The organism is Streptomyces sp. NPDC050416, from assembly GCF_044458845.1.
Classification (GTDB): Bacteria; Actinomycetota; Actinomycetes; order Streptomycetales; family Streptomycetaceae; genus Streptomyces.
This window is the reverse complement of the sequence record NZ_JBITII010000006.1, coordinates 435,198-453,906: the sequence shown is the minus strand read 5'-3', so window position 1 is coordinate 453,906 and position 18,709 is coordinate 435,198. Positions and strand designations below refer to the sequence as shown.

Below are 18,709 nucleotides of genomic sequence, written 5' to 3'. Positions count from 1 at the left end.
CGCTACAGCAGCGCGAGCTGGCCTTCCGGGCCCTCCTCGGGGCCGTCCAGTACCGAGGCCGGGCGGCGGGCCGAGGCCGGTACCGGGAGGACGCCGGCCTCGCGCAGCTCGGTCGCCGTGACCGGGTCGGGGACCTCCGGCTCCTCCAGGGGGCGCAGTTCGGCCAGCAGGGCCAGGACCGTGATCAGTTCCAGCAGCTCCGACGTCCAGGCCTGCGGCCAGGTCGCGGGGCGGATCGCGGCGAGTGTGCCCGGCTCGGCCTCGGCGACGCGCGCCGCGAACCACTGCTCCAGGACGCGCACCCCGCCCACCTCGAAGTCCCAGGCCTCCGGCGGCACCGGGGAGACGCGGCCCTCGTCCAGCAGCAGAGCCTCCTCGTCCCGGTCGTAGCGCAGGTCCAGGGGGCGGGAGGGCAGCGGGGCGCGGACGTAGGGGCGGCGGCCGCCGGGCAGCTTGGGGCGTTCGCCGTCGCGGCGCATCAGCCACAGCAGCCGGTGGCCCAGCTCCAGGCCCCGCGCCCAGGCGTCGGCGTCCCCGGTGAGCGGGACGGAGAGGTCGGGGCGTGCTGTCGCCGTGATCCACGCCAGTACGTCAAGCGGCGTGGGGGCGCTGCCCAGACGGGTGCCCAGGTGCTCCAACAGGCCTGGCGCCAGGTTGGGCTCCTGCCCGCCCGGCCGCCGGAACAGCGGGCGGATCCGGCCGGGCCGCAGCAGCGGCAGCAGTGAGGTGACGAGCAGGCGGGGGACTTCCCGGGCGCTCCCCGGGGCCTCGGGCGCCTCCAGTACGAAGACCTGCCGTTCGTCCGCCACCCGCCACAGCTCCGGGCGGGCCGCGTCGATCAGCCGCTGGTCGGGGATCAGCCACTGCTCGTCGAAGGGGGCGCACAGCACGCGCACCGGCTCCGGGCACGGCCCCGAGGCGCGGGCCAACTTCTGAGTCCCGCTGCCGGCCTGGCCGGGCAACTGGCCGACCGCCGTGTGCGGCGTGCGCGAACGGGTCGGCTCGAACAGGGTTTCGCGGTCGGGTCCCTCGGCCTTCAGCAGGGCGTCCCAGCGGGCCTTCAGGGACGCCGGGTCGGGTCCTGCCGGCCACCCCCGGCCGAGCCGCGGCGGTGCGACGGACCACGGCATGAGGTCCGCCAGCAGCGGAGCGTCGTCGTGCGTCACGCAGGGCATGGTACGGCGTGGCTCCGACACCCGGGTCAGGTCGCCTCCAGGGTCACCGTGAAGGAGAAGCGGTCCCCCCGGTACTGGATGACGGCCACGTCCAGAGGCCGCCCATCGGCGTCGTACGTGATGCCGGTGTAGTGCAGGATCGGGCTGAGCAGCGGGACTTGGAGCAGTTTCGCCGTCTCCGGGTCGGCCAGCCGGGCCTCCACCGTGTCCGTGATGCGGCTGATGTCCGCCCCGACGACGTCCCGCAGCACCTTGGTCATGGGCCACCGGACCAGGTCGTCCAGGTCGATGCGCGCGGCCAGTTCGGGGCGCACGTAGTTGCGGGCGTGGTTGGTCGGCTCGCCGGTCTTCTCGTCGCTGCGCAGCCGGTGGTACGTCGCCACCTCGGCCAGATCCAGGAAGAACTCGGTGAGTTCGGCGGGCACCAGGGCGGTGCCGTGGTCCAGCAGCTCGGTCGTCATGCCGGACTGCTGGGCCACGATCGCGTCCACCGAGCCCAGCAGCCGGACCGGGGAGCCCCGGCGCGCGTCCGGCTCGATGAACGTGCCGCGCCGGCGGTGGCGCGTGATGAGCCCCTCGTCCTCCAGCTCCTTCAGCGCCTGCCGCATGGTCAGCACGCTCACGCCGTAGTGCCCGGCCAACTGCTCCTCGGTGGGCAGGCGCAGCGGGTCCTGGGGCGAGCGGCCGAGGATCGAGGCGCGCAGCGACTGCGACACCTGGTACCAGAGCGGCAGCTTGCGGTTCAGGACGATCGAGTCCGGAGCGAAGGAGGTCACGGGCCATCCGTACCGGTCGGGGATGTTCAGTGCAAGGGACGGTAGTGCCGCTCCAGGCCCTGCCAGACGTCGTCGTAGCGCTGCTGGAGGTGTTCGGCGCGGGCCGCCTGCGGGGTGAGGGTGATCGGCCAGCGGGTTTCGAACATGAACGCCAGGCCGTCGTCGATCTTCTGCGGCCTCAGCTCGGCGGCGCTCGCCCGGTCGAAGGTCTCACGGTCCGGGCCGTGCGCCGACATCATGTTGTGCAGCGAGCCGCCGCCTGGCACGAAGCCCTCCGCTTTCGCGTCGTACGCGCCCTCGATCAGGCCCATGTACTCGGTCATCACGTTCCGGTGGAAGTACGGCGGCCGGAACGTGTCCTCGCCCACCAGCCAGCGCGGGGCGAACACCACGAAGTCGACCCCGGCCAGGCCCGGGGTGTCCGACGGGGACGTCAGCACCGTGAAGATCGACGGGTCGGGGTGGTCGTACGTGATGGTGCCGAGCACATTGAAACGGCGCAGGTCGTAGATGTACGGCACATGGTTGCCGTGCCAGGCGACGACATCGAGCGGGGAGTGGTCGTACGTGGCCGTCCAGAGGTTGCCGCAGAACTTGTTCACCACCTCCACCGGGCCCTCGACGTCCTCGTACGCGGCGACCGGGGCGCGGAAGTCCCGGGGGTTGGCGAGGCCGTTCGCGCCGATCGGGCCGAGGTCCGGGAGGCGGAAGGGCGCCCCGTAGTTCTCGCACACATAGCCGCGGGCGGACTCGTCGAGCAGCTCCACACGGAAGCGGACCCCACGCGGGATGAGCGCCACATGTCCCGGTTCCACATGGAGCAGACCGAACTCCGTGCGCAGCAGCAGCCCGCCGCGCTCCGGGACGATCAGCAGCTCGCCGTCGGCGTCGCTGAACACCCGGTCCATCGAGGCGTTGGCGGTGTAGAGGTGGACGGCGATGCCGGTGCGCTGGGTGGCGTCGCCGTTGCCGCCCAGGGTCCACAGCCCGGCCAGGAAGTCGGTTTCCGGCGCCGGGTCGGGCAGGGGGTTCCAGCGCAGTCGGTTGGGGTCGGGCACGGTCTGGGTGAAGGGGGCGGTGCGGACCGAGCCGTTGTGCGTGCGCGTGAACGCCGGGTGCGCGGCCGACGGGCGGATCCGGTAGAGCCACGAGCGGCGGTTGTGCGCCCGGGGCTCGGTGAAGGCCGTACCGCTCAGCTGTTCCGCGTACAGCCCGAGCGGGGCCCGCTGGGGGGAGTTGCGGCCCTGAGGCAGTGCGCCCGGTACGGCCTCGGAGCTGTGCTCGTTGCCCAAGCCGGAGAGATAGGTCAGCCCTTCGGCGGTCTTCCGCGCTCCCTCACGCTCGAACCCGCTCGCGCGGGAGGTACCCCCATCGCCCATGATCACTGCTCCCTTGTGGTCCGATTCCTGCGCCGGCCGATTCCTATGCAACACCGTAGGATTGCGATTTCCCCGACGCAAGAGGGACGCGCGGGCCTGCGGGTCTCCTCATTGCGGAGGAGGGGAACCCGACTCCAGGACGATCCGCCGGACCGGACGCCTGTTCTACGCTCCCCGGCATGTCGTGGACACGGGGATCTCGCGCCGTGCTCGCGGTCTGTGTCCTCCTGCTGACCGGATCCGCGGGCTGCGGTTCCGGTGAGGCGCGGGAGGACGGGACGCGGCACGTGCCGGTGGGCAGCCTTCTGGAGGACCGGGAGCAGGAGGGGCGTGCCTACCGCGAGGTGGCGCGGCAGGACGCCCCCGGCGTCGGCATCGAGGTGCAGCCCGGCGCGGCCGGCGGCTGGGACGTCCGTCTGACCGTGCGGAACTTCCGTTTCTCCCCGGCCGGTACGGCGGCCCGGGCGGTGGCCGGGCACGGCCTCGCGCGGCTCTACGTGGACGGCCGCCCGGTCGCCCGGCTCCGGGCGCCCGAGTACCGTCTCGCCGAGCGCCTCGTGCCACGGGGCACGCACCGCGTCACGGCCCGTCTCCACGCCGACGACGGCACGGTGTGGGCGGTGGACGGCACACCCGTGGAGAGCACGGCCGACATCACCGCGTCGGAGCCCGGCCCCGGCGTCACGCGGGGTGCGGACGGTGGGCGGTAGGCGGGCGGGCACGGGTCGGAATCGGGTCTGGGTGTCACGCGGGGTGCGGACGGTGGGCGGTAGGCGGGCGGGCACGGGTCGGAGCCCGGCCTGGGTGTCACGCGGGGTGTGGACGACCGGCGGCAGGCGCGCACGCACGCGTCGGACGCCCGGCCCAGGATCGGGGGGCGAGGTTCACCGGAGCGCGCCGGAAAGGCATCATGAGCCCGTGCCCCACGCGACATCGCTCCGTCGTGCGCCCGTCCAGCGGCGCAGCGCCGAACGCCTGGCCAGAATCCTCGACGCCTGCGCCGACCTCCTCGACGAGGTCGGCTACGACGACCTGAGCACCCGGGCCGTCGCCCAGCGGGCCGCGGTCCCCATAGGCTCGGTCTACCGCTTCTTCGGCAACAAACGCCAGATGGTCGACGCGCTGGCCCAGCGCAACCTCGAACGCTACGCGGAGCGGGTCACCCAGCGCCTGAGCGCGGCGGGCGACGGGGGCTGGCGCGAGGCCATGGACGCCGTGCTCGACGAGTACCTGGAGATGAAACGCACCGCGCCCGGCTTCTCCCTCGTCGACTTCGGCAACCAGATCCCGGTCGGCGCCCGCACCGAGCCCAACCACCGCGTCGCCGACCGCCTCACCGAACTCCTCTCCGGCTATCTCGGCCGCGAGCCCGACGAGGAACTGCGCCGGGTCTTCCTCATCGCCGTCGAGACCGCCGACACCCTCGTGCACCTGGCCTTCCGGGTCGCGCCGGAAGGGGACCCGAAGATCATCGAGGAGATGCGGGAGATGCTGCGGGCCTACCTGGCCCGGGTGCTCGACTGACCTCACACCGAACAGGGCCTCCCCTCCGTGCATACCGGTCGGTATGCTCGGGCGCGTCCGTGCGTCACCGTAGCCGCCGCCCCTGGAGGACCCGTGTCCCGCACCGCCCTGCGTATCTGTCCCCTGTGCGAGGCCACCTGCGGCCTGACCCTCACCATCGAGGGGACGCGCGTCACCCACGCCCGCGGTGACCGCGACGACGTCTTCAGCAAGGGGTTCATCTGCCCCAAGGGCGCCTCCTTCGGCGCCGTCGACGCCGACCCCGACCGGCTGCGCACCCCGCTCGTGCGCAGGGACGGCGAGCTGTGCGAGGCCACCTGGGAGGAGGCCTTCGAGGCGGTCGCCGCCGGCATCCGGCCCGTCGTCGAGCGGTACGGCCCGAACTCCGTCGGCGTCGTCCTCGGCAACCCCAACGTGCACACCATGGCCGGCGCCCTCTACCCGGCGGTGCTGCTCGCCGGGCTCGGCACCCGCAGCGTCTTCACCGCCTCCACGGTCGACCAGATGCCCAAGCACGTCTCCAGCGGACTGCTCTTCGGCGACGCGAACGCCATCCCCGTGCCCGACCTGGACCACACCGACCATCTGCTCCTGATCGGCGCCAACCCGCTGGAGTCCAACGGCAGTCTGTGCACCGCCCCCGACTTCCCCGGCAAGCTGAAGGTGCTCAAGGCCCGGGGCGGCACGCTCGTCGTGATCGACCCGCGGCGCACCCGCACCGCCAAGCTCGCCGACCGGCACATCGCCGTCCGGCCCGGCACCGACGCGCTGCTGCTGGCGGCGATGGCCCAGGTCCTCTTCGACGAGGGCCTCACCGAACCGACCCCGCATGTCCAGGGCGTCGAGGAAGTGGCCGATGCCCTGCGGGAGTTCACCCCCGAAGCCGTCGCCGCCGCCTGCGATGTCGAGCCCGGCGTCATCCGCACGCTCGCCCGTGAGCTGGCCACAGCCCCCACCGCCGCCGTCTACGGCCGCATCGGCAGCTGCACCGTCCCGCACGGCACCCTGGCCAGCTGGCTCGTCGACGTACTGAACGTCCTCACCGGCAACCTCGACCGGCCCGGCGGCGCGCTCTTCCCGCAGGCCGCCACCGACAAGACCCCGCGCCCCGCCGGGCCCGGCCGCGGCTTCGCCCTCGGGCGCTGGCACTCCCGCGTGTGCCGGCACCCGGAGGCCAAGGGCGAACTGCCCCTCTCCGCCCTCGCGGAGGAGATCGACACCGCCACCGAGGAGGGCGAGCCGGTCCGCGCGCTCCTCGCCGTCGCCGCCAACCCCGTGCTCTCCGCACCCGACGGCGACCGGCTCGACAAGGCGCTCGCATCGCTCGACTTCATGGTCAGCGTCGACCCGTACCTCAACGAGACGTCCCGCCACGCCGACGTCGTCCTGCCCCCGCCCCCGCCCTCCCAGAGCCCGCACCACGACTTCGCCTTCAACACCCTCGCCGTCCGCAACCAGGTCCGCTACACCCGCCCCGCGATCCCGCTGGAGCCCGGCCGCATGGCCGAGACGGAGATCCTGGCCCGGCTGATCCTCGCCGTCACGGGCATGCACGGGGCCGATCCCGCTGCCGTCGACCAGATGGTCATCGACCAGACCCTCGGCAAGGCCGTCAAGGAACCGCACTCGCCCGTCCACGGCCGCGACTCACGCGAACTCGCCGCCCAGCTCACCGGTGACACCGGCCCCGAGCGGCGCCTGGACATGATGCTGCGCCTCGGCCCCTACGGCGACGGCTTCGGCGTACGACCCGACGGACTGACCCTTGAGAAGCTGCTCGCGCACCCGCACGGCATCGACCTCGGCCCGCTGCGCCCCCGCCTGCCGCAGCCGCTGAAGACCAGGAGCGGCAAGGTCGAGCTGCTGCCGCAGCCGATCGCGGACGACCTGCCCCGCCTCAAGCGCGCCCTGACCGAGCGCCCCGACGGACTCGTGCTGGTCGGCCGCCGTCACCTCCGCTCGAACAACAGCTGGATGCACAACGTGCCGGCCCTCACCGGCGGCTCCAACCGCTGCACCCTGCACATCCATCCCGAGGACGCCGAACGGCTGGGCGTGCGCGACGGGGCGCCGGTGCGCGTGAAGGGCGCCGGGGGAGAGGTGACCGCACCGGCCGAGGTCACCGACGACGTGCGCCGGGGTGTGGTGAGCCTGCCGCACGGCTGGGGCCACAACCGCCCCGGCACCCGGCTCAGCCACGCCGCGACCGACCCCGGCGTCAACGTCAACCAGCTCCTCGACGGCCGCCTGCTCGACCCGCTGTCCGGCAACGCGGTCCTCAACGCAGTGCCCGTCGAAGTCACCCCCGAGACGGCCCCCGAGACGGCCCCCGGTTGCGCATCCGTGACCGAAAAGCTCACCGCTCTGACCTGAGCAAAGCTGTGACCAGCAGTTTTGCGCTTATTGCTCGCACGTCAACGTCTTGTTAACGCTGCTTGAACGCACCTAACGTCTCGGACACCGCCGGCCCTGGTGGGATGTTCAAGGGCGAACGTTAGGTATCCACTCATGCTGACCATCCTCGGCTTCGCCATGATCGCGACCTTCCTGGTCCTGATCATGATGAAGAAGATGTCGCCGATCGCGGCGCTCGTGCTGATTCCCGCGCTGTTCTGCGTGTTCGTCGGCAAGGGCGCCAAGCTCGGCGACTACGTCCTCGACGGCGTGACCGACCTCGCCCCCACTGCGGCGATGCTCATGTTCGCGATCGTCTACTTCGGTGTGATGATCGATGTCGGTCTCTTCGACCCGGTCGTCCGCGGCATCCTCAAGTTCTGCAAAGCCGACCCGATGCGGATCGTCGTCGGCACCGCCGTGCTCGCCGCGATCGTGTCGCTGGACGGCGACGGCTCCACCACCTTCATGATCACCGTCTCGGCGATGTACCCGCTGTACAAGCGCCTGAAGATGAGCCTGGTCGTGATGACCGGTGTCGCCGCCATGGCCAACGGCGTGATGAACACCCTCCCCTGGGGCGGCCCGACCGCCCGCGCCGCGACCGCGCTCAAGCTCGACGCCAGCGACATCTTCGTCCCGATGATCCCGGCGCTCCTCGTGGGCCTGCTGTTCGTCTTCATCCTGTCGTACGTGCTCGGTGTGCGTGAGCGCAGGCGGCTCGGCGTGCTGACGCTGGACGAGGTGCTGGTGGAGGAGAAGGTCGAGGAGAAGGAGACCGAGACGGTCCTCGTGGGCGCCGGCGGCTCCGGCGACGGCAAGGTCTCCATGCGCAAGGGCGTCACCGGCGGTGCCGGCTCCGGCACGGACGCCGACGAGCAGGGCGACGACTTCCAGGGCCTCGACCCCCACCGCGCCACGCTGCGCCCCAAGCTGTACTGGTTCAACGCGCTGCTCACGGTCGGCCTGCTCACCGCCATGATCATGGAGGTGCTGCCGATCCCGGTGCTCTTCCTGCTCGGCGCCGCCCTCGTGCTCACCGTCAACTTCCCGCACATCCCGGACCAGAAGGCCCGCATCGCCGCCCACGCCGAGAACGTCCTGAACGTCTCCGGCATGGTCTTCGCCGCCGCCGTCTTCACCGGCGTCCTCCAGGGCACCGGCATGGTCGACCACATGGCCAAGTGGATGGTGGACGTCATCCCCGGCAGCATGGGCCCGCACATGGCCCTGGTCACCGGCATCCTCAGCCTTCCGCTGACGTACTTCATGTCGAACGACGGCTTCTACTTCGGCGTCCTGCCCGTCCTCGCCGAGGCGGGTGCCGCGCACGGTGTCTCCCCGCTGGAGATGGCCCGCGCCTCCCTCGTCGGCCAGCCGCTGCACATGTCCAGCCCGCTCGTCCCGGCCGTGTACGTCCTGGTCGGCATGGCCAAGGTGGAGTTCGGCGACCACACGAAGTTCGTCGTGAAGTGGGCCGCCCTCACCTGCCTGGTCATCCTCGGGGCGGGCATGCTCTTCGGGATCATCTGACCACCGCATGGAGGACGTCATCGTGAGGCCCGGTGGGAACCGCGGCTGGCTGCTCCGCCTCGTCATCGCCTTCGGCTTCGCGCAGGGGGCGGTGTCGATGGCCCGGCCCGCCGTGTCCTACCGGGCCCTCGCGCTGGGCGCGGACGAGCGTGCGGTCGGTGTGATCGCGGGTGTGTACGCGCTGCTGCCGCTGTTCGCCGCCGTGCCCCTGGGCCGCCGCACCGACCACGGCCGCTGCGCGCCCCTGCTGCCCGTCGGCGTGGTCCTGATATCCGGCGGCTGCGCGCTCAGCGGCATCGCGAACTCCCTGTGGACGATGGCCCTGTGGAGCGGGGTGATGGGCCTCGGCCACCTCTGCTTCGTCATCGGCTCCCAGTCCCTCGTCGCCCGCCAGTCCGCGCCGCACGAACAGGACCGCAACTTCGGCCACTTCACCATCGGCGCCGCGCTCGGCCAGCTCGTCGGGCCCATCGCCGCGGGCGCGGTGATCGGCGGCGACGACATGACGGGCACCAGCGCGCTCGCCCTGATCGTGGCCGGCGCGATCGGGGCGGTCGCGTTCACCTCGCTGTGGCGCATCGAGCACCGCCGCACGGCGGCCACGTCCCGTGCGGAGAAGGGCGACCGCGTCCCGGTCCGGCGCATCCTGCGGACCCGGGGCGTGCCGGCCGGCATCCTCATCAGCCTCGCCGTGCTGTCCGCGACCGACATCCTCACCGCCTACCTTCCGGTGGTCGGCGAGCACCGGGGCATCGCGCCGTCCGTGATCGGCGTCCTGCTCAGCCTGCGCGCGGCGGCCACCATCGCCTGCCGCCTGGTGCTGACGCCCTTGCTGCGGCTGCTCGGCCGCACCCTGCTGCTCACGGTGACCTGTCTGCTGGCGGCCCTGCTGTGCGCGGGCATCGCCCTGCCGGTGCCGGTGTGGGCGCTCGGGCTGCTGCTGGTGCTGCTCGGCTTCTGCCTCGGGGTGGGGCAGCCGCTGTCCATGACGACGGTGGTCCAGGCAGCCCCCGACGAGGCCCGTTCCACGGCCCTGGCGCTGCGCCTGACCGGCAACCGGCTCGGCCAGGTCGCCGCGCCCGCCGCGGCCGGGCTGATCGCCGGGGTCGCGGGCGTGGCGGCGCCGTTCGTGATGCTCGGGGTGTTGTTGCTGCTGTCCTCGGGGGTCGCGGTGCGGTCGCGGGGCGAGTCGCGGGAGTCGGAAGAGCCGGGGGAGCCGGAAGAACCGGGGGAGTCGGGGGATCCGGGGAAGGCGGGAGGAGTTTCGGGTGAGGGCCGCCGGTCGAGGGTGCGGCTCCGCCGGAAGAGCGATATCTGACGCGTCGTAGGGCGCGGTGGCGTGGTTTCGGTACCGCGCCCCGGAGGACGAGCCCAAGCTGGTCGGCTGGTACGAGGACGGCGCCTCGCCGGGCGAGCGGGGCACCGCCGTGGCCGTCGGGCATCTCGACACGGACAGCGGCCTCGCCGTCTTCGCGGGACTGCCCGAGCTCACCCGAGGCCGCATCGTCAAGGCCCGCCGCGCCGACGGGCGGATCGCCGTCTACACCGTGGACAAGGTCAAGTCGTACGAGCGCGCACTTCCCGAGCCAGGAGGTGTACGGCGCCCGGGGCCGCCCCGAGCTGCGCCTGATCACCTGCGGCGGCAGCTACGACCGCAGGAAGGGCCACTCCGGGAACGTCGTGGTCTTCGCCCACCTCACCGGCGTCCACTGACCCCGTCCGCCTTCTCACCAGCTGGACCGAACGCCCGGATTCCGACAGGTGTCTTCCCCAGGCCGCGTACTTTCCGTTAACTTCCGTGACCCACAGCCCCGTACGACCCGCACGGGGCTTCCGACCGCGGAGCAACAGCGCCCTGATGACCCCTCGGGGGCACCCATGACACGCGCCATCTCCCTGCACGACGTGAGCAAGGCCTACGCACGAGGCGCCCGCGTGGTGGACCGGCTGTCGCTGGACATCACGCCGGGCGAGTTCCTCGTGCTGCTCGGCCCGTCCGGCTGCGGCAAATCGACCGTGCTCCGGATGATCGCCGGCCTGGAGGAGATCGACGAGGGCGAGTTGCTGCTCGACGGTGAGTACGCCAACGACCTGCCGCCGTCCGGGCGGGACATGGCGATGGTCTTCCAGAACTTCGCCCTGTACCCGAACATGACCAGCCGGGCCAACATCGGCTTCCCGCTGCGGATCGAGGCCCCGGGCACGGACCCCGGGCCGCGCGTGGACGCCACCGCCCGCATGCTGGGCATCGAGGACCTCCTCGACCGCCTGCCCGGCCAGCTCTCCGGCGGTGAACGCCAGCGGGTCGCCATGGGCCGGGCCATCGCCCGTCACCCCTCCGCGTTCCTGATGGACGAGCCACTGTCCAACCTCGACGCCAAGCTCCGCACCCATCTGCGCGCCGAGATCTCCCAGTTGACCAGGGAGCTGGGCGTCACCACGCTCTACGTCACCCACGACCAGGCCGAGGCCATGTCGCTCGGCGACCGGGTCGCGGTGCTGCGCGGCGGCGTGCTCCAGCAGGTCGACAGCCCGCGGGCCGTCTACGCGCTGCCCGGCAACGTCTTCGTCGCCGCCTTTATCGGCACCCCGCGCATCAACCTGCTGCGCGGCCTGGTGCGCGCCCCGCTGGACGGCGCGATGACCATCAGCCTGGGCAAGCAGTTCCTGCGCCTGCCCGAGCCGCTCTCCCTGGACCACCAGCTGCTGCGCGTCGAGCAGGGCCGCGAGGTCATCGTGGGCCTGCGCTCGGAGGCCGTCCGGATCGCCAAGCACTCCGCGGCCCGCCCCGGCGAGGTGCCGATCACCGGCCTGGTCGAGCACGTGGAGTTCCAGGGACACGAGATCCTCGTCCACTTCAACACCGGCTCCAGTCCCGCCGTCGTCCCCGAACTGGAGGCCCCACGCCCCCGCCCCGGCCGCCCCGCCCGGCGCCGCCGCCGCGAGGCCTCGGTCCTCACCCGCCTGCGGGAGCGGACCGGAGCCGGGCGGACGGGAGCCGGGCGGGCCGGACCCGTCGTGACCCTGGACGACCCCAGGGACGCCGAAGTCCGTGCGCCGTCCGCCGAGCCCCGCCTGCCCGGCGACCTCATCGTCCGCACCACCCCCGACCTCGCCCTCCGCCACGGGATGCAGGTGCCGCTCCTGGTCGACCTCGCCCACCTCTTCGTCTTCGACCAGCACGGCGACCGCATCTGCCCGCACCCGGCGCGCCTGCCCGACCTGGGGGAGTGAGGAGCCGCACACCCGGGCGGGGCCCCGGCCGTGCTGTGATGACCCGGGACCCGGCACCCCGTGACGTATGGCGCCGGAAAACTATCGTCGCTAGTTTATGTACCGGACGACGACGCCCCGCCCCGGAGGAAGCACGATGAAGGCATACGACGGCATGTACATCCAGGGCGCCTGGCGCCCCGCCGCCGGCCAGGACGTGATCGAGGTCGTGAACCCGGCCGACGAGCAGGTCATCGGCACGGTCCCGGCCGGCACCGCCGAGGACGTCGACACCGCCGTGCGGGCCGCCCGCGCCGCCCTTCCGGACTGGGCCGCGACCCCGCCCGCCGAGCGCGCGGCGCGCCTGGCCGCCCTGCGGGACGTGCTCACCGCCCGCGCGGACGAGATCGCCGAGACCGTCACCGCCGAACTCGGCTCGCCCCTGAAGTTCTCCCAGGCCGTCCACGCGGCCGTGCCGATCGCGGTCGCGGGCTCCTACGCCGAGCTCGCGGCGACGTACGCCTTCGAGGAGAAGACCGGCAACTCCGTCGTGCACCACGAGCCGGTCGGTGTCGTGGCCGCGATCACGCCCTGGAACTACCCGCTGCACCAGATCGTCGCCAAGGTCGCCCCGGCCCTCGCGGCGGGCTGCACGATCGTCGTGAAGCCCGCCGAGGACACCCCGCTGGTCGCCCGCCTGTTCGCGGACGCGGTCCACGAGGCCGGCCTCCCGGCGGGCGTCTTCAACCTGGTCACCGGCCTCGGCCCGGTCGCAGGCCAGGCCCTCGCCGAGCACCCCGGCGTCGACCTGGTCTCCTTCACCGGCTCCACCGCCGTCGGCCGGCACATCGCCGCGATCGCCGCCGGGCAGGTCAAGAAGGTCGCCCTCGAACTCGGCGGCAAGTCCGCCAACGTCATCCTCCCGACCGCCGACCTCGCCAAGGCGGTCAACGTCGGTGTCGCCAACGTCATGTCCAACTCCGGGCAGACGTGCAGCGCGTGGACGCGGATGCTGGTCCACCGCGACCAGTACGACGAGGCGGTGGAGCTCGCCGCGACGGCCGCCGCCAAGTACGGCGAACGCATCGGCCCCGTCGTCAACGCCAAGCAGCAGGCCCGCGTGCGCGGCTACATCGAGAAGGGCGTCGCCGAAGGCGCCCGCCTGGTCGCCGGCGGCCCCGAAGCCCCGCGCGAGAAGGGCTACTTCGTCAGCCCGACCGTCTTCGCCGACGTCACCCCGGACATGACCATCGCGCAGGAGGAGATCTTCGGCCCGGTCCTGTCGATCCTCCGCTACGACGACGAGGAGGACGCCCTGCGGATCGCCAACGGCACGGTCTACGGCCTGGCCGGCGCCGTCTGGGCCGGTGACGAGGCCGAGGCGGTGGCCTTCGCGCGCCGGATGGAGACCGGCCAGGTCGACATCAACGGCGGCCGCTTCAACCCCCTCGCCCCCTTCGGCGGCTACAAGCAGTCCGGCGTGGGCCGCGAACTCGGCGTGCACGGCCTGGCCGAGTACCTCCAGACCAAGTCCCTCCAGTTCTAGTCAGGGGAGTCCCTTCCGTCATGGCTGTCCGCGCCGCCGTCCTGCCCGCCGTCGGTTCCCCGCTGGAGATCACCGGCATCGACCTGCCCGACCCGGGACCCGGCCAGGTCCGCGTCCGGCTCGCCGCCGCCGGTGTCTGCCACTCCGACCTGTCCCTGTCCAACGGCACCATGCGCGTGCCCGTCCCCGCCGTCCTCGGCCACGAGGGCGCCGGCACGGTCGTCACCGTTGGCGAGGGCGTCGGTCACGTCGCGCCCGGCGACGGGGTCGTCCTCAACTGGGCCCCGTCCTGCGGCAGCTGCCACGCCTGCTCGCTCGGCGAGGTCTGGCTGTGCGCCGACGCCCTGAGCGGCGCCGCCGACGTCTACGCCCGCACCACCGAGGGCACCGACCTGCACCCCGGCCTGAACGTCGCCGCGTTCGCCGAGGAGACGGTCGTCTCCGCGTCCTGCGTCCTGCCCGCCCCGGACGGCGTGCCGCTCACCGACGCGGCCCTCCTCGGCTGCGCCGTCCTCACCGGCTACGGCGCCGTCCACCACTCGGCCCGTGTCCGGCAGGGCGAGACGGTCGCGGTGTTCGGCGTAGGGGGAGTGGGACTCGCGGCCCTGCAGGCGGCCCGGATCGCGGGCGCCTCGAAGATCATCGCCGTGGACGTCTCCCCGGCGAAGGAGGAACTGGCCCGGACCGCCGGAGCCACCGACTACCTCGTCGCCTCCGACACCACGGCCAGGGAGATCCGCGGCCTCACCGGCAAGCAGGGCGTCGACGTGGCCGTCGAGTGCGCCGGACGCGCGGTCACCATCCGCACGGCCTGGGACTCCACCCGGCGCGGCGGCCGCACCACGGTCGTCGGCATCGGCGGCAAGGACCAGCAGGTCACCTTCAACGCCCTGGAGATCTTCCACTGGGGCCGTACCCTCTCCGGCTGCGTCTACGGCAACTCCGACCCCGCGCGGGACCTCCCGGTCCTCGCCGAACACGTCCGGGAGGGCCGTCTGGACCTGACGGCCCTGGTGACCGAACGCATCTGCCTGGACGGCATCCCGGCGGCCTTCGAGAACATGCTGGCGGGCAAGGGCGGCCGCGCACTGGTCGTCTTCTAGTCCGGCCCCACCCGCACCCCGGCCTCCGCGCGAGGCCGGGGCCCGAGGCATGCCCGCCCGCACACTGCGTGCCCCGTACAGGCAAAAGTCCTGGTGTACGACCCGTTGACGTCCATACCGTCCGGTCAGTACGTTCCCCGGACCATCGAGTCACCCCCCGTTCCGTCCCCGCACCCACCGGAGCGTGCACCGCATGGACACGGCCCCTTCCGCTCAGCCGCACACCTCCACCGCGCCCGCCGCGGGCAACCGCCGCCGCGTCGCCACCGCGGCGGCCCTCGCCTCGGCCGTCGAGTGGTACGACTACTTCGTCTTCGGCATCGCCGCCGCCCTCGTGCTCGGCGACCTCTACTTCCCCGCCGGCAGTACCAGCGCCGGCGTGCTGGCCTCCTTCGCCACGTTCGCCGTCGGCTTCCTCGCCCGCCCCCTCGGAGGCATCGTCGCCGGCCACCTCGGCGACAAGCGCGGCCGCAAGCCGATGCTGGTCCTCGCCCTCACGCTGATGGGCGTGGCCACCACCGGCATCGGCCTGCTGCCGACGTACGACACGATCGGTGTCGCCGCCCCGATCCTGCTCGTCCTGCTCCGCGTCGCGCAGGGCGTCGCCGTCGGCGCTCAGTGGGGCGGCGCGATGCTCCTGGCCACCGAGTACGCCCCGGAGGGCAAGCGCGGTGTCTACGGCAGTGTCGTCCAGCTCGGCGTCCCGATCGGCGTGGTGACCGCCAACACGGTCTTCCTGGTCGCCGGCGCGCTCACCACCGACTCGGCGTTCGCCGCCTGGGGCTGGCGCGTGCCGTTCCTGGTCGGCCTGCTCGTCCTCGCGCTCGCCTGGTACATCCACACCCGCGTCGAGGAGACCCCGGCGTTCCGGGAAGCCGAACGCGCCCTCGCGGAGCGGGAGAAGACCGAGCAGAGTTCGCCGCTGCGCACGATCCTGCGCGGCCACCTCGGCACGGTCCTCCTCGCCGGCGGCTCCTTCGCTGTGAACACCGCGACCTTCTACATCCTCATCACCGGCGTCCTCGACTACACGACCCGGGAGCTGGACATGGAGAAGGGCCCGGTGCTCATGGTCTCGCTCTGCGTCAGCCTCACGCAGCTCGTGCTGATCCCGGCCGCCGCCGCGCTCTCGGACCGCGTCGGCCGGATCCGGATCTACGCCTTCGGGGCGGCGGGCATCGCACTGTGGGCCGTGCCGCTCTTCCTGCTGATCGACACCGGCTCGCTGCTGTGGCTCGCGGTCGGCACGTTCGTCGCCAGCTGCTTCCTGAGCATCATGTACGGCCCCCAGGCCGCCCTGTTCGCGGAGCTGTTCACGCCCGAGATGCGCTACACCGGCGCCTCCCTCGGCTACCAGATCGCGGCCGTCGCGGGCGGCGGCCTCGCTCCCTTCGTCATGGTGCTGCTGCTGGAGGCGACGGGCACCTCGATGGCGGTGTCCGGCTACATCATCGCGCTCTCGGTGATCGCCCTGGTGTCGATCAAGGTCCTCGCGGACCGGGCGCGTCCGGCGGAACCGGAAGCCGCGCCCGAGGCCAGGGCGGAAGCCGAGTCAGCGGGCTGAGCCCCCAGTGCGCTCGGGCCGGGGCTGCGGAGCCGCTCCCGGATCCCCGGCCCGAGCCGCCGCCCGCGACCTCGACCGGGACACCGCGACACCCGCCAGGCACAGCACACCGCCGGCCAGCGTGAGCAGCCCCGGCACCTCGCCGAGGAAGAGCCAGGACATCAGGACGACCAGCGCGGGCGCCGCGTACGTGGTCGCGCCCATCCGGCTCGCGGTCGTCCGGGACAGCGCGTACGCCCACGTCGTGAAGGCCAGGGCGGTCGGGAAGACGCCCAGGTACACCATGTTGAGCGTCGCGGAGGCCGGCGCCTCGGCGGCCTCCTGGACGAGCTGCCCGGCGAACGGCAGACAGACCACCGCGCCGATCAGGCAGCCGAACGTCGTCACCTGCAACGGACCGGCCGTGCCCAGTGCCGGCTTCTGCGCGACGACACCGGCGGCGTATGTGACCGCCGCCAGCAGACACAGCACCACCCCGAGCACCGAGGAACCGCCCTCGCCGGACATCGACAGACCCACGGTCACCGCACCGGCGAACGACACCGCCATCCCCGCCAGCAGCCGCGGCGGCATCGGATCACCGAGCAGCCGGGCACCCAGCAGCGCGATGAGGATCGGCCCGGTGTTCACGACCAGCGCGGCCGTACCCGCGTCGACCTGCTGCTCACCCCAGTTGAGGACGACCATGTAGACGCCGAACCACAGCAGGCCCGATATGGCGATACCGCGCCAGGCCGAGCGCGGCGGCCACCCCTCCCGCCGCAGCAGACAGATCACCCCCAGCGTCAGCGACCCGGCCAGCAGCCGCCCGAGCGCCAGCGCGCCCGGCGAGTACGCCTCCCCGGCGCTGCGGATCGAGACGAAGGCGGAGGCCCACAGCACGACGGTCACCGCGGCCGCGCCGGCGGCCAGCAGCTCGGCCCGGCGGGCGGGGCGGGGAGGGGTCTGGTTCATCATGATCCCGAGGCTAGGAGGGGTGAGGGGACGGACGCTCGCGAATTTCGGACAGGGCTTCGGCGGCCCATCGGATGGTGGGCTCGTTCGGTGGGACTCGGGATCAGTGCAGCGCCGCGGCCTCCACGCCCAGCAGCTCGGACAGGGCCCGCTCACCGGCCGCCGTCACCTTCACGGCCCGCTCGGAGCCGATACGCACGCACCATCCCGTCTCAAGGGCGTGCCGGCACAGGGCGGCGCCCGCGACGCCCGCGAGATGGGGCCGGCGTTCGGTCCAGTCGAGACAGGCACGGGCCAAGGGGCGCCGGCCACGCCCCTCGAGGCCGATACCGGCCGACTCGAACCACGCCAGACCCGCGTCGGTGAGCGCGAACCCGGTCTCCTGTTGCAGCAGCCCGCGCGCCGTCAGCGCGTCCATGACCGCGATGCCGAGCCGCCCGGCGAGATGGTCGTAGCAGGTGCGGCCCCGGGCCATCGCCGAACCGGCGCTCGACTCCCGCAGGTTCCGCGGGCGTACGGGCCTGTCCGGTGCGACCTGCGCCGCCAGGTCCTCCACCAGCTGCGCGACCCGCGCGTCGGCCAGCCGGACGTACCGGTGCCGGCCCTGCCGCTCCTCGGCGAGCAGCCCGCCCGCGACGAGCCTGCCCAGGTGCTCGCTCAGCGTCGACGCGGCGACACCCGCGTGCCGCGCCAGCTCGCCCGCGGTCCAGGCCCGCCCGTCGAGCAGCGCCAGCAGACACGCCGCCCGGGTCTCGTCCGCGAACAGCGCGGCGAGCCGGGCCAGAGCCGTGACCTGCGGGTCCCTCGTCGTCATGTCCCCAGCATGGAACACGAACCCTTCGGCTGAGGCCGAAGTGTCGCTACGCGGTCCGCCGCACCTGCTCGTACTGCCGGGCCAGCCCGTCCAGCAGGGCCGTCAGCCCGGTCTCGAAGGCCCGCTCGTCGATCTTCTCCTGGTGCTCGGCGAGCAGATGGGCCTGCTGGAGATGCGGGTAGTCGGCGGGGTCGTAGGCGCTCGCGTCGTCCACGAAGCCCCCGGCGAAGGAGCCGAGCGCGGAGCCCATCACGAAGTAGCGCATCAGCGCGCCGATGGACGTGGCCTGCGCCGGCGGCCAGCCCGCCTCGACCATCGCGCCGTAGACGGCGTCCGCCAGGCGCAGCCCGGCCGGGCGGCGGCCGGGGCCGCGGGCCAGCACCGGGACGATGTTCGGGTGGTCGCGCAGCGCGGCCCGGTAGGAGACGGCCCAGTCGTGCAGCGCGGTCCGCCAGTCCCGGCCGTCCTGGAACATCGACAGGTCCACCTGGCCGCTCACCGAGTCGGCGACCGCCTCCAGGATCTCGTCCTTGGTGCGGAAGTGGTTGTAGAGCGAGGGCCCGCTGACCCCGAGTTCGGCGGCGAGCCGGCGGGTAGAGAGGGCCGCGAGGCCCTCCGCGTCCACGAGCGCGCGGGCCGTCTCGACGATCCGGTCGGTGCTGAGCAGGGGCTTGCGCGGTCGGGCCATGGCGCACATAGTAGGGCTGCCGATGGAAACTAGCAGTGCTAATTTA

15 protein-coding genes and 1 pseudogene are annotated in these 18,709 nt (G+C 72.7%); 10 read left to right on the top strand and 6 right to left on the bottom strand.

What is annotated here, in order from left to right; genetic code table 11:
- Positions 1-2 precede the first annotated feature (2 nt).
- From ACIBL4_RS21755 to hmgA, 3 genes are read right to left on the bottom strand one after another with little or no spacing between them, the layout of a single operon-like run.
- Positions 3-1,175, bottom strand: a complete 1,173-nt coding sequence (locus ACIBL4_RS21755; protein ID WP_399412430.1) for a type ISP restriction/modification enzyme — start codon at positions 1,173-1,175, stop codon at positions 3-5.
- Between the two features lie 26 nt (positions 1,176-1,201).
- Complete coding sequence (locus ACIBL4_RS21750) at positions 1,202-1,951, bottom strand: GntR family transcriptional regulator (protein ID WP_399412428.1); 750 nt, start codon at positions 1,949-1,951, stop codon at positions 1,202-1,204.
- Positions 1,952-1,977: 26 nt separating this feature from the next.
- The gene (gene hmgA / locus ACIBL4_RS21745) at positions 1,978-3,330 is read right to left on the bottom strand and encodes a homogentisate 1,2-dioxygenase (protein ID WP_399412426.1); all 1,353 of its coding nucleotides are present in this window, start codon (positions 3,328-3,330) and stop codon (positions 1,978-1,980) included.
- A 179-nt stretch (positions 3,331-3,509) separates the two neighbouring features.
- On the opposite strand from hmgA, the gene ACIBL4_RS21740 reads away from it, so the two are divergent.
- The 10 genes and pseudogenes from ACIBL4_RS21740 (at position 3,510) to ACIBL4_RS21695 (ending at position 16,207) form a co-directional block, all read left to right on the top strand.
- A complete protein-coding gene (locus ACIBL4_RS21740) occupies positions 3,510-4,040 on the top strand; it encodes a hypothetical protein (RefSeq protein ID WP_399412424.1) in 531 nt (176 codons plus the stop codon).
- Positions 4,041-4,248: 208 nt separating this feature from the next.
- Entirely contained in the window at positions 4,249-4,854 is a 606-nt protein-coding gene (locus tag ACIBL4_RS21735) for a TetR family transcriptional regulator (protein WP_399412422.1), read from the top strand.
- Between the two features lie 93 nt (positions 4,855-4,947).
- Complete coding sequence (locus ACIBL4_RS21730; RefSeq protein WP_399412420.1) at positions 4,948-7,227, top strand: molybdopterin oxidoreductase family protein; 2,280 nt, start codon at positions 4,948-4,950, stop codon at positions 7,225-7,227.
- A gap of 135 nt (positions 7,228-7,362) precedes the next feature.
- Entirely contained in the window at positions 7,363-8,781 is a 1,419-nt protein-coding gene (locus tag ACIBL4_RS21725; RefSeq protein WP_399412418.1) for a CitMHS family transporter, read from the top strand.
- 22 nt (positions 8,782-8,803) lie between these two features.
- On the top strand, positions 8,804-10,099 hold the full coding sequence (locus tag ACIBL4_RS21720; RefSeq protein WP_399412416.1) for an MFS transporter: 1,296 nt from the start codon (positions 8,804-8,806) through the stop codon (positions 10,097-10,099).
- A gap of 40 nt (positions 10,100-10,139) precedes the next feature.
- A pseudogene (locus ACIBL4_RS21715) lies at positions 10,140-10,494 on the top strand (sortase domain-bontaining protein); the annotation flags it as partial.
- A gap of 165 nt (positions 10,495-10,659) precedes the next feature.
- A complete protein-coding gene (locus tag ACIBL4_RS21710; RefSeq protein ID WP_399412414.1) occupies positions 10,660-12,015 on the top strand; it encodes an ABC transporter ATP-binding protein in 1,356 nt (451 codons plus the stop codon).
- A 136-nt stretch (positions 12,016-12,151) separates the two neighbouring features.
- Positions 12,152-13,540, top strand: a complete 1,389-nt coding sequence (locus ACIBL4_RS21705; protein WP_399412412.1) for an aldehyde dehydrogenase family protein — start codon at positions 12,152-12,154, stop codon at positions 13,538-13,540.
- Between the two features lie 20 nt (positions 13,541-13,560).
- Positions 13,561-14,643 (top strand): Zn-dependent alcohol dehydrogenase, encoded by a 1,083-nt coding sequence (locus tag ACIBL4_RS21700; RefSeq protein WP_399412410.1) that lies wholly within the window; start codon positions 13,561-13,563, stop codon positions 14,641-14,643.
- Between the two features lie 193 nt (positions 14,644-14,836).
- Positions 14,837-16,207 carry an MFS transporter gene (locus ACIBL4_RS21695; protein WP_399412408.1) on the top strand — a complete coding sequence of 457 codons (1,371 nt, stop codon included), beginning with the start codon at positions 14,837-14,839 and terminating at the stop codon, positions 16,205-16,207.
- Here the strand turns inward: ACIBL4_RS21695 and ACIBL4_RS21690 are convergent.
- From ACIBL4_RS21690 to ACIBL4_RS21680, 3 genes are all read right to left on the bottom strand, one after another.
- The gene (locus ACIBL4_RS21690) at positions 16,196-17,164 is read right to left on the bottom strand and encodes a DMT family transporter (RefSeq protein WP_399412406.1); all 969 of its coding nucleotides are present in this window, start codon (positions 17,162-17,164) and stop codon (positions 16,196-16,198) included. The two genes, ACIBL4_RS21695 and ACIBL4_RS21690, sit on opposite strands and share 12 nt — an antisense overlap.
- Positions 17,165-17,264: 100 nt before the next feature.
- A complete protein-coding gene (locus ACIBL4_RS21685) occupies positions 17,265-17,975 on the bottom strand; it encodes an ArsR/SmtB family transcription factor (protein WP_399412404.1) in 711 nt (236 codons plus the stop codon).
- 46 nt (positions 17,976-18,021) lie between these two features.
- Complete coding sequence (locus ACIBL4_RS21680; RefSeq protein ID WP_399412402.1) at positions 18,022-18,663, bottom strand: TetR/AcrR family transcriptional regulator; 642 nt, start codon at positions 18,661-18,663, stop codon at positions 18,022-18,024.
- Positions 18,664-18,709: the final 46 nt, after the last annotated feature.

What these genes read in the sequence shown, in the direction of transcription:
- ACIBL4_RS21755 (WP_399412430.1), bottom strand. Translation starts at nt 1,175, where the DNA reads ATGCCCTGCGTGACGCACGACGACGCTCCGCTGCTGGCGGACCTCATG.
- hmgA (WP_399412426.1), bottom strand. Translation starts at nt 3,330, where the DNA reads ATGGGCGATGGGGGTACCTCCCGCGCGAGCGGGTTCGAGCGTGAGGGA.
- ACIBL4_RS21740 (WP_399412424.1), top strand. Translation starts at nt 3,510, where the DNA reads ATGTCGTGGACACGGGGATCTCGCGCCGTGCTCGCGGTCTGTGTCCTC.
- ACIBL4_RS21725 (WP_399412418.1), top strand. Translation starts at nt 7,363, where the DNA reads ATGCTGACCATCCTCGGCTTCGCCATGATCGCGACCTTCCTGGTCCTG.
- ACIBL4_RS21710 (WP_399412414.1), top strand. Translation starts at nt 10,660, where the DNA reads ATGACACGCGCCATCTCCCTGCACGACGTGAGCAAGGCCTACGCACGA.
- ACIBL4_RS21705 (WP_399412412.1), top strand. Translation starts at nt 12,152, where the DNA reads ATGAAGGCATACGACGGCATGTACATCCAGGGCGCCTGGCGCCCCGCC.
- ACIBL4_RS21700 (WP_399412410.1), top strand. Translation starts at nt 13,561, where the DNA reads ATGGCTGTCCGCGCCGCCGTCCTGCCCGCCGTCGGTTCCCCGCTGGAG.
- ACIBL4_RS21695 (WP_399412408.1), top strand. Translation starts at nt 14,837, where the DNA reads ATGGACACGGCCCCTTCCGCTCAGCCGCACACCTCCACCGCGCCCGCC.
- ACIBL4_RS21690 (WP_399412406.1), bottom strand. Translation starts at nt 17,164, where the DNA reads ATGATGAACCAGACCCCTCCCCGCCCCGCCCGCCGGGCCGAGCTGCTG.
- ACIBL4_RS21685 (WP_399412404.1), bottom strand. Translation starts at nt 17,975, where the DNA reads ATGACGACGAGGGACCCGCAGGTCACGGCTCTGGCCCGGCTCGCCGCG.
- ACIBL4_RS21680 (WP_399412402.1), bottom strand. Translation starts at nt 18,663, where the DNA reads ATGGCCCGACCGCGCAAGCCCCTGCTCAGCACCGACCGGATCGTCGAG.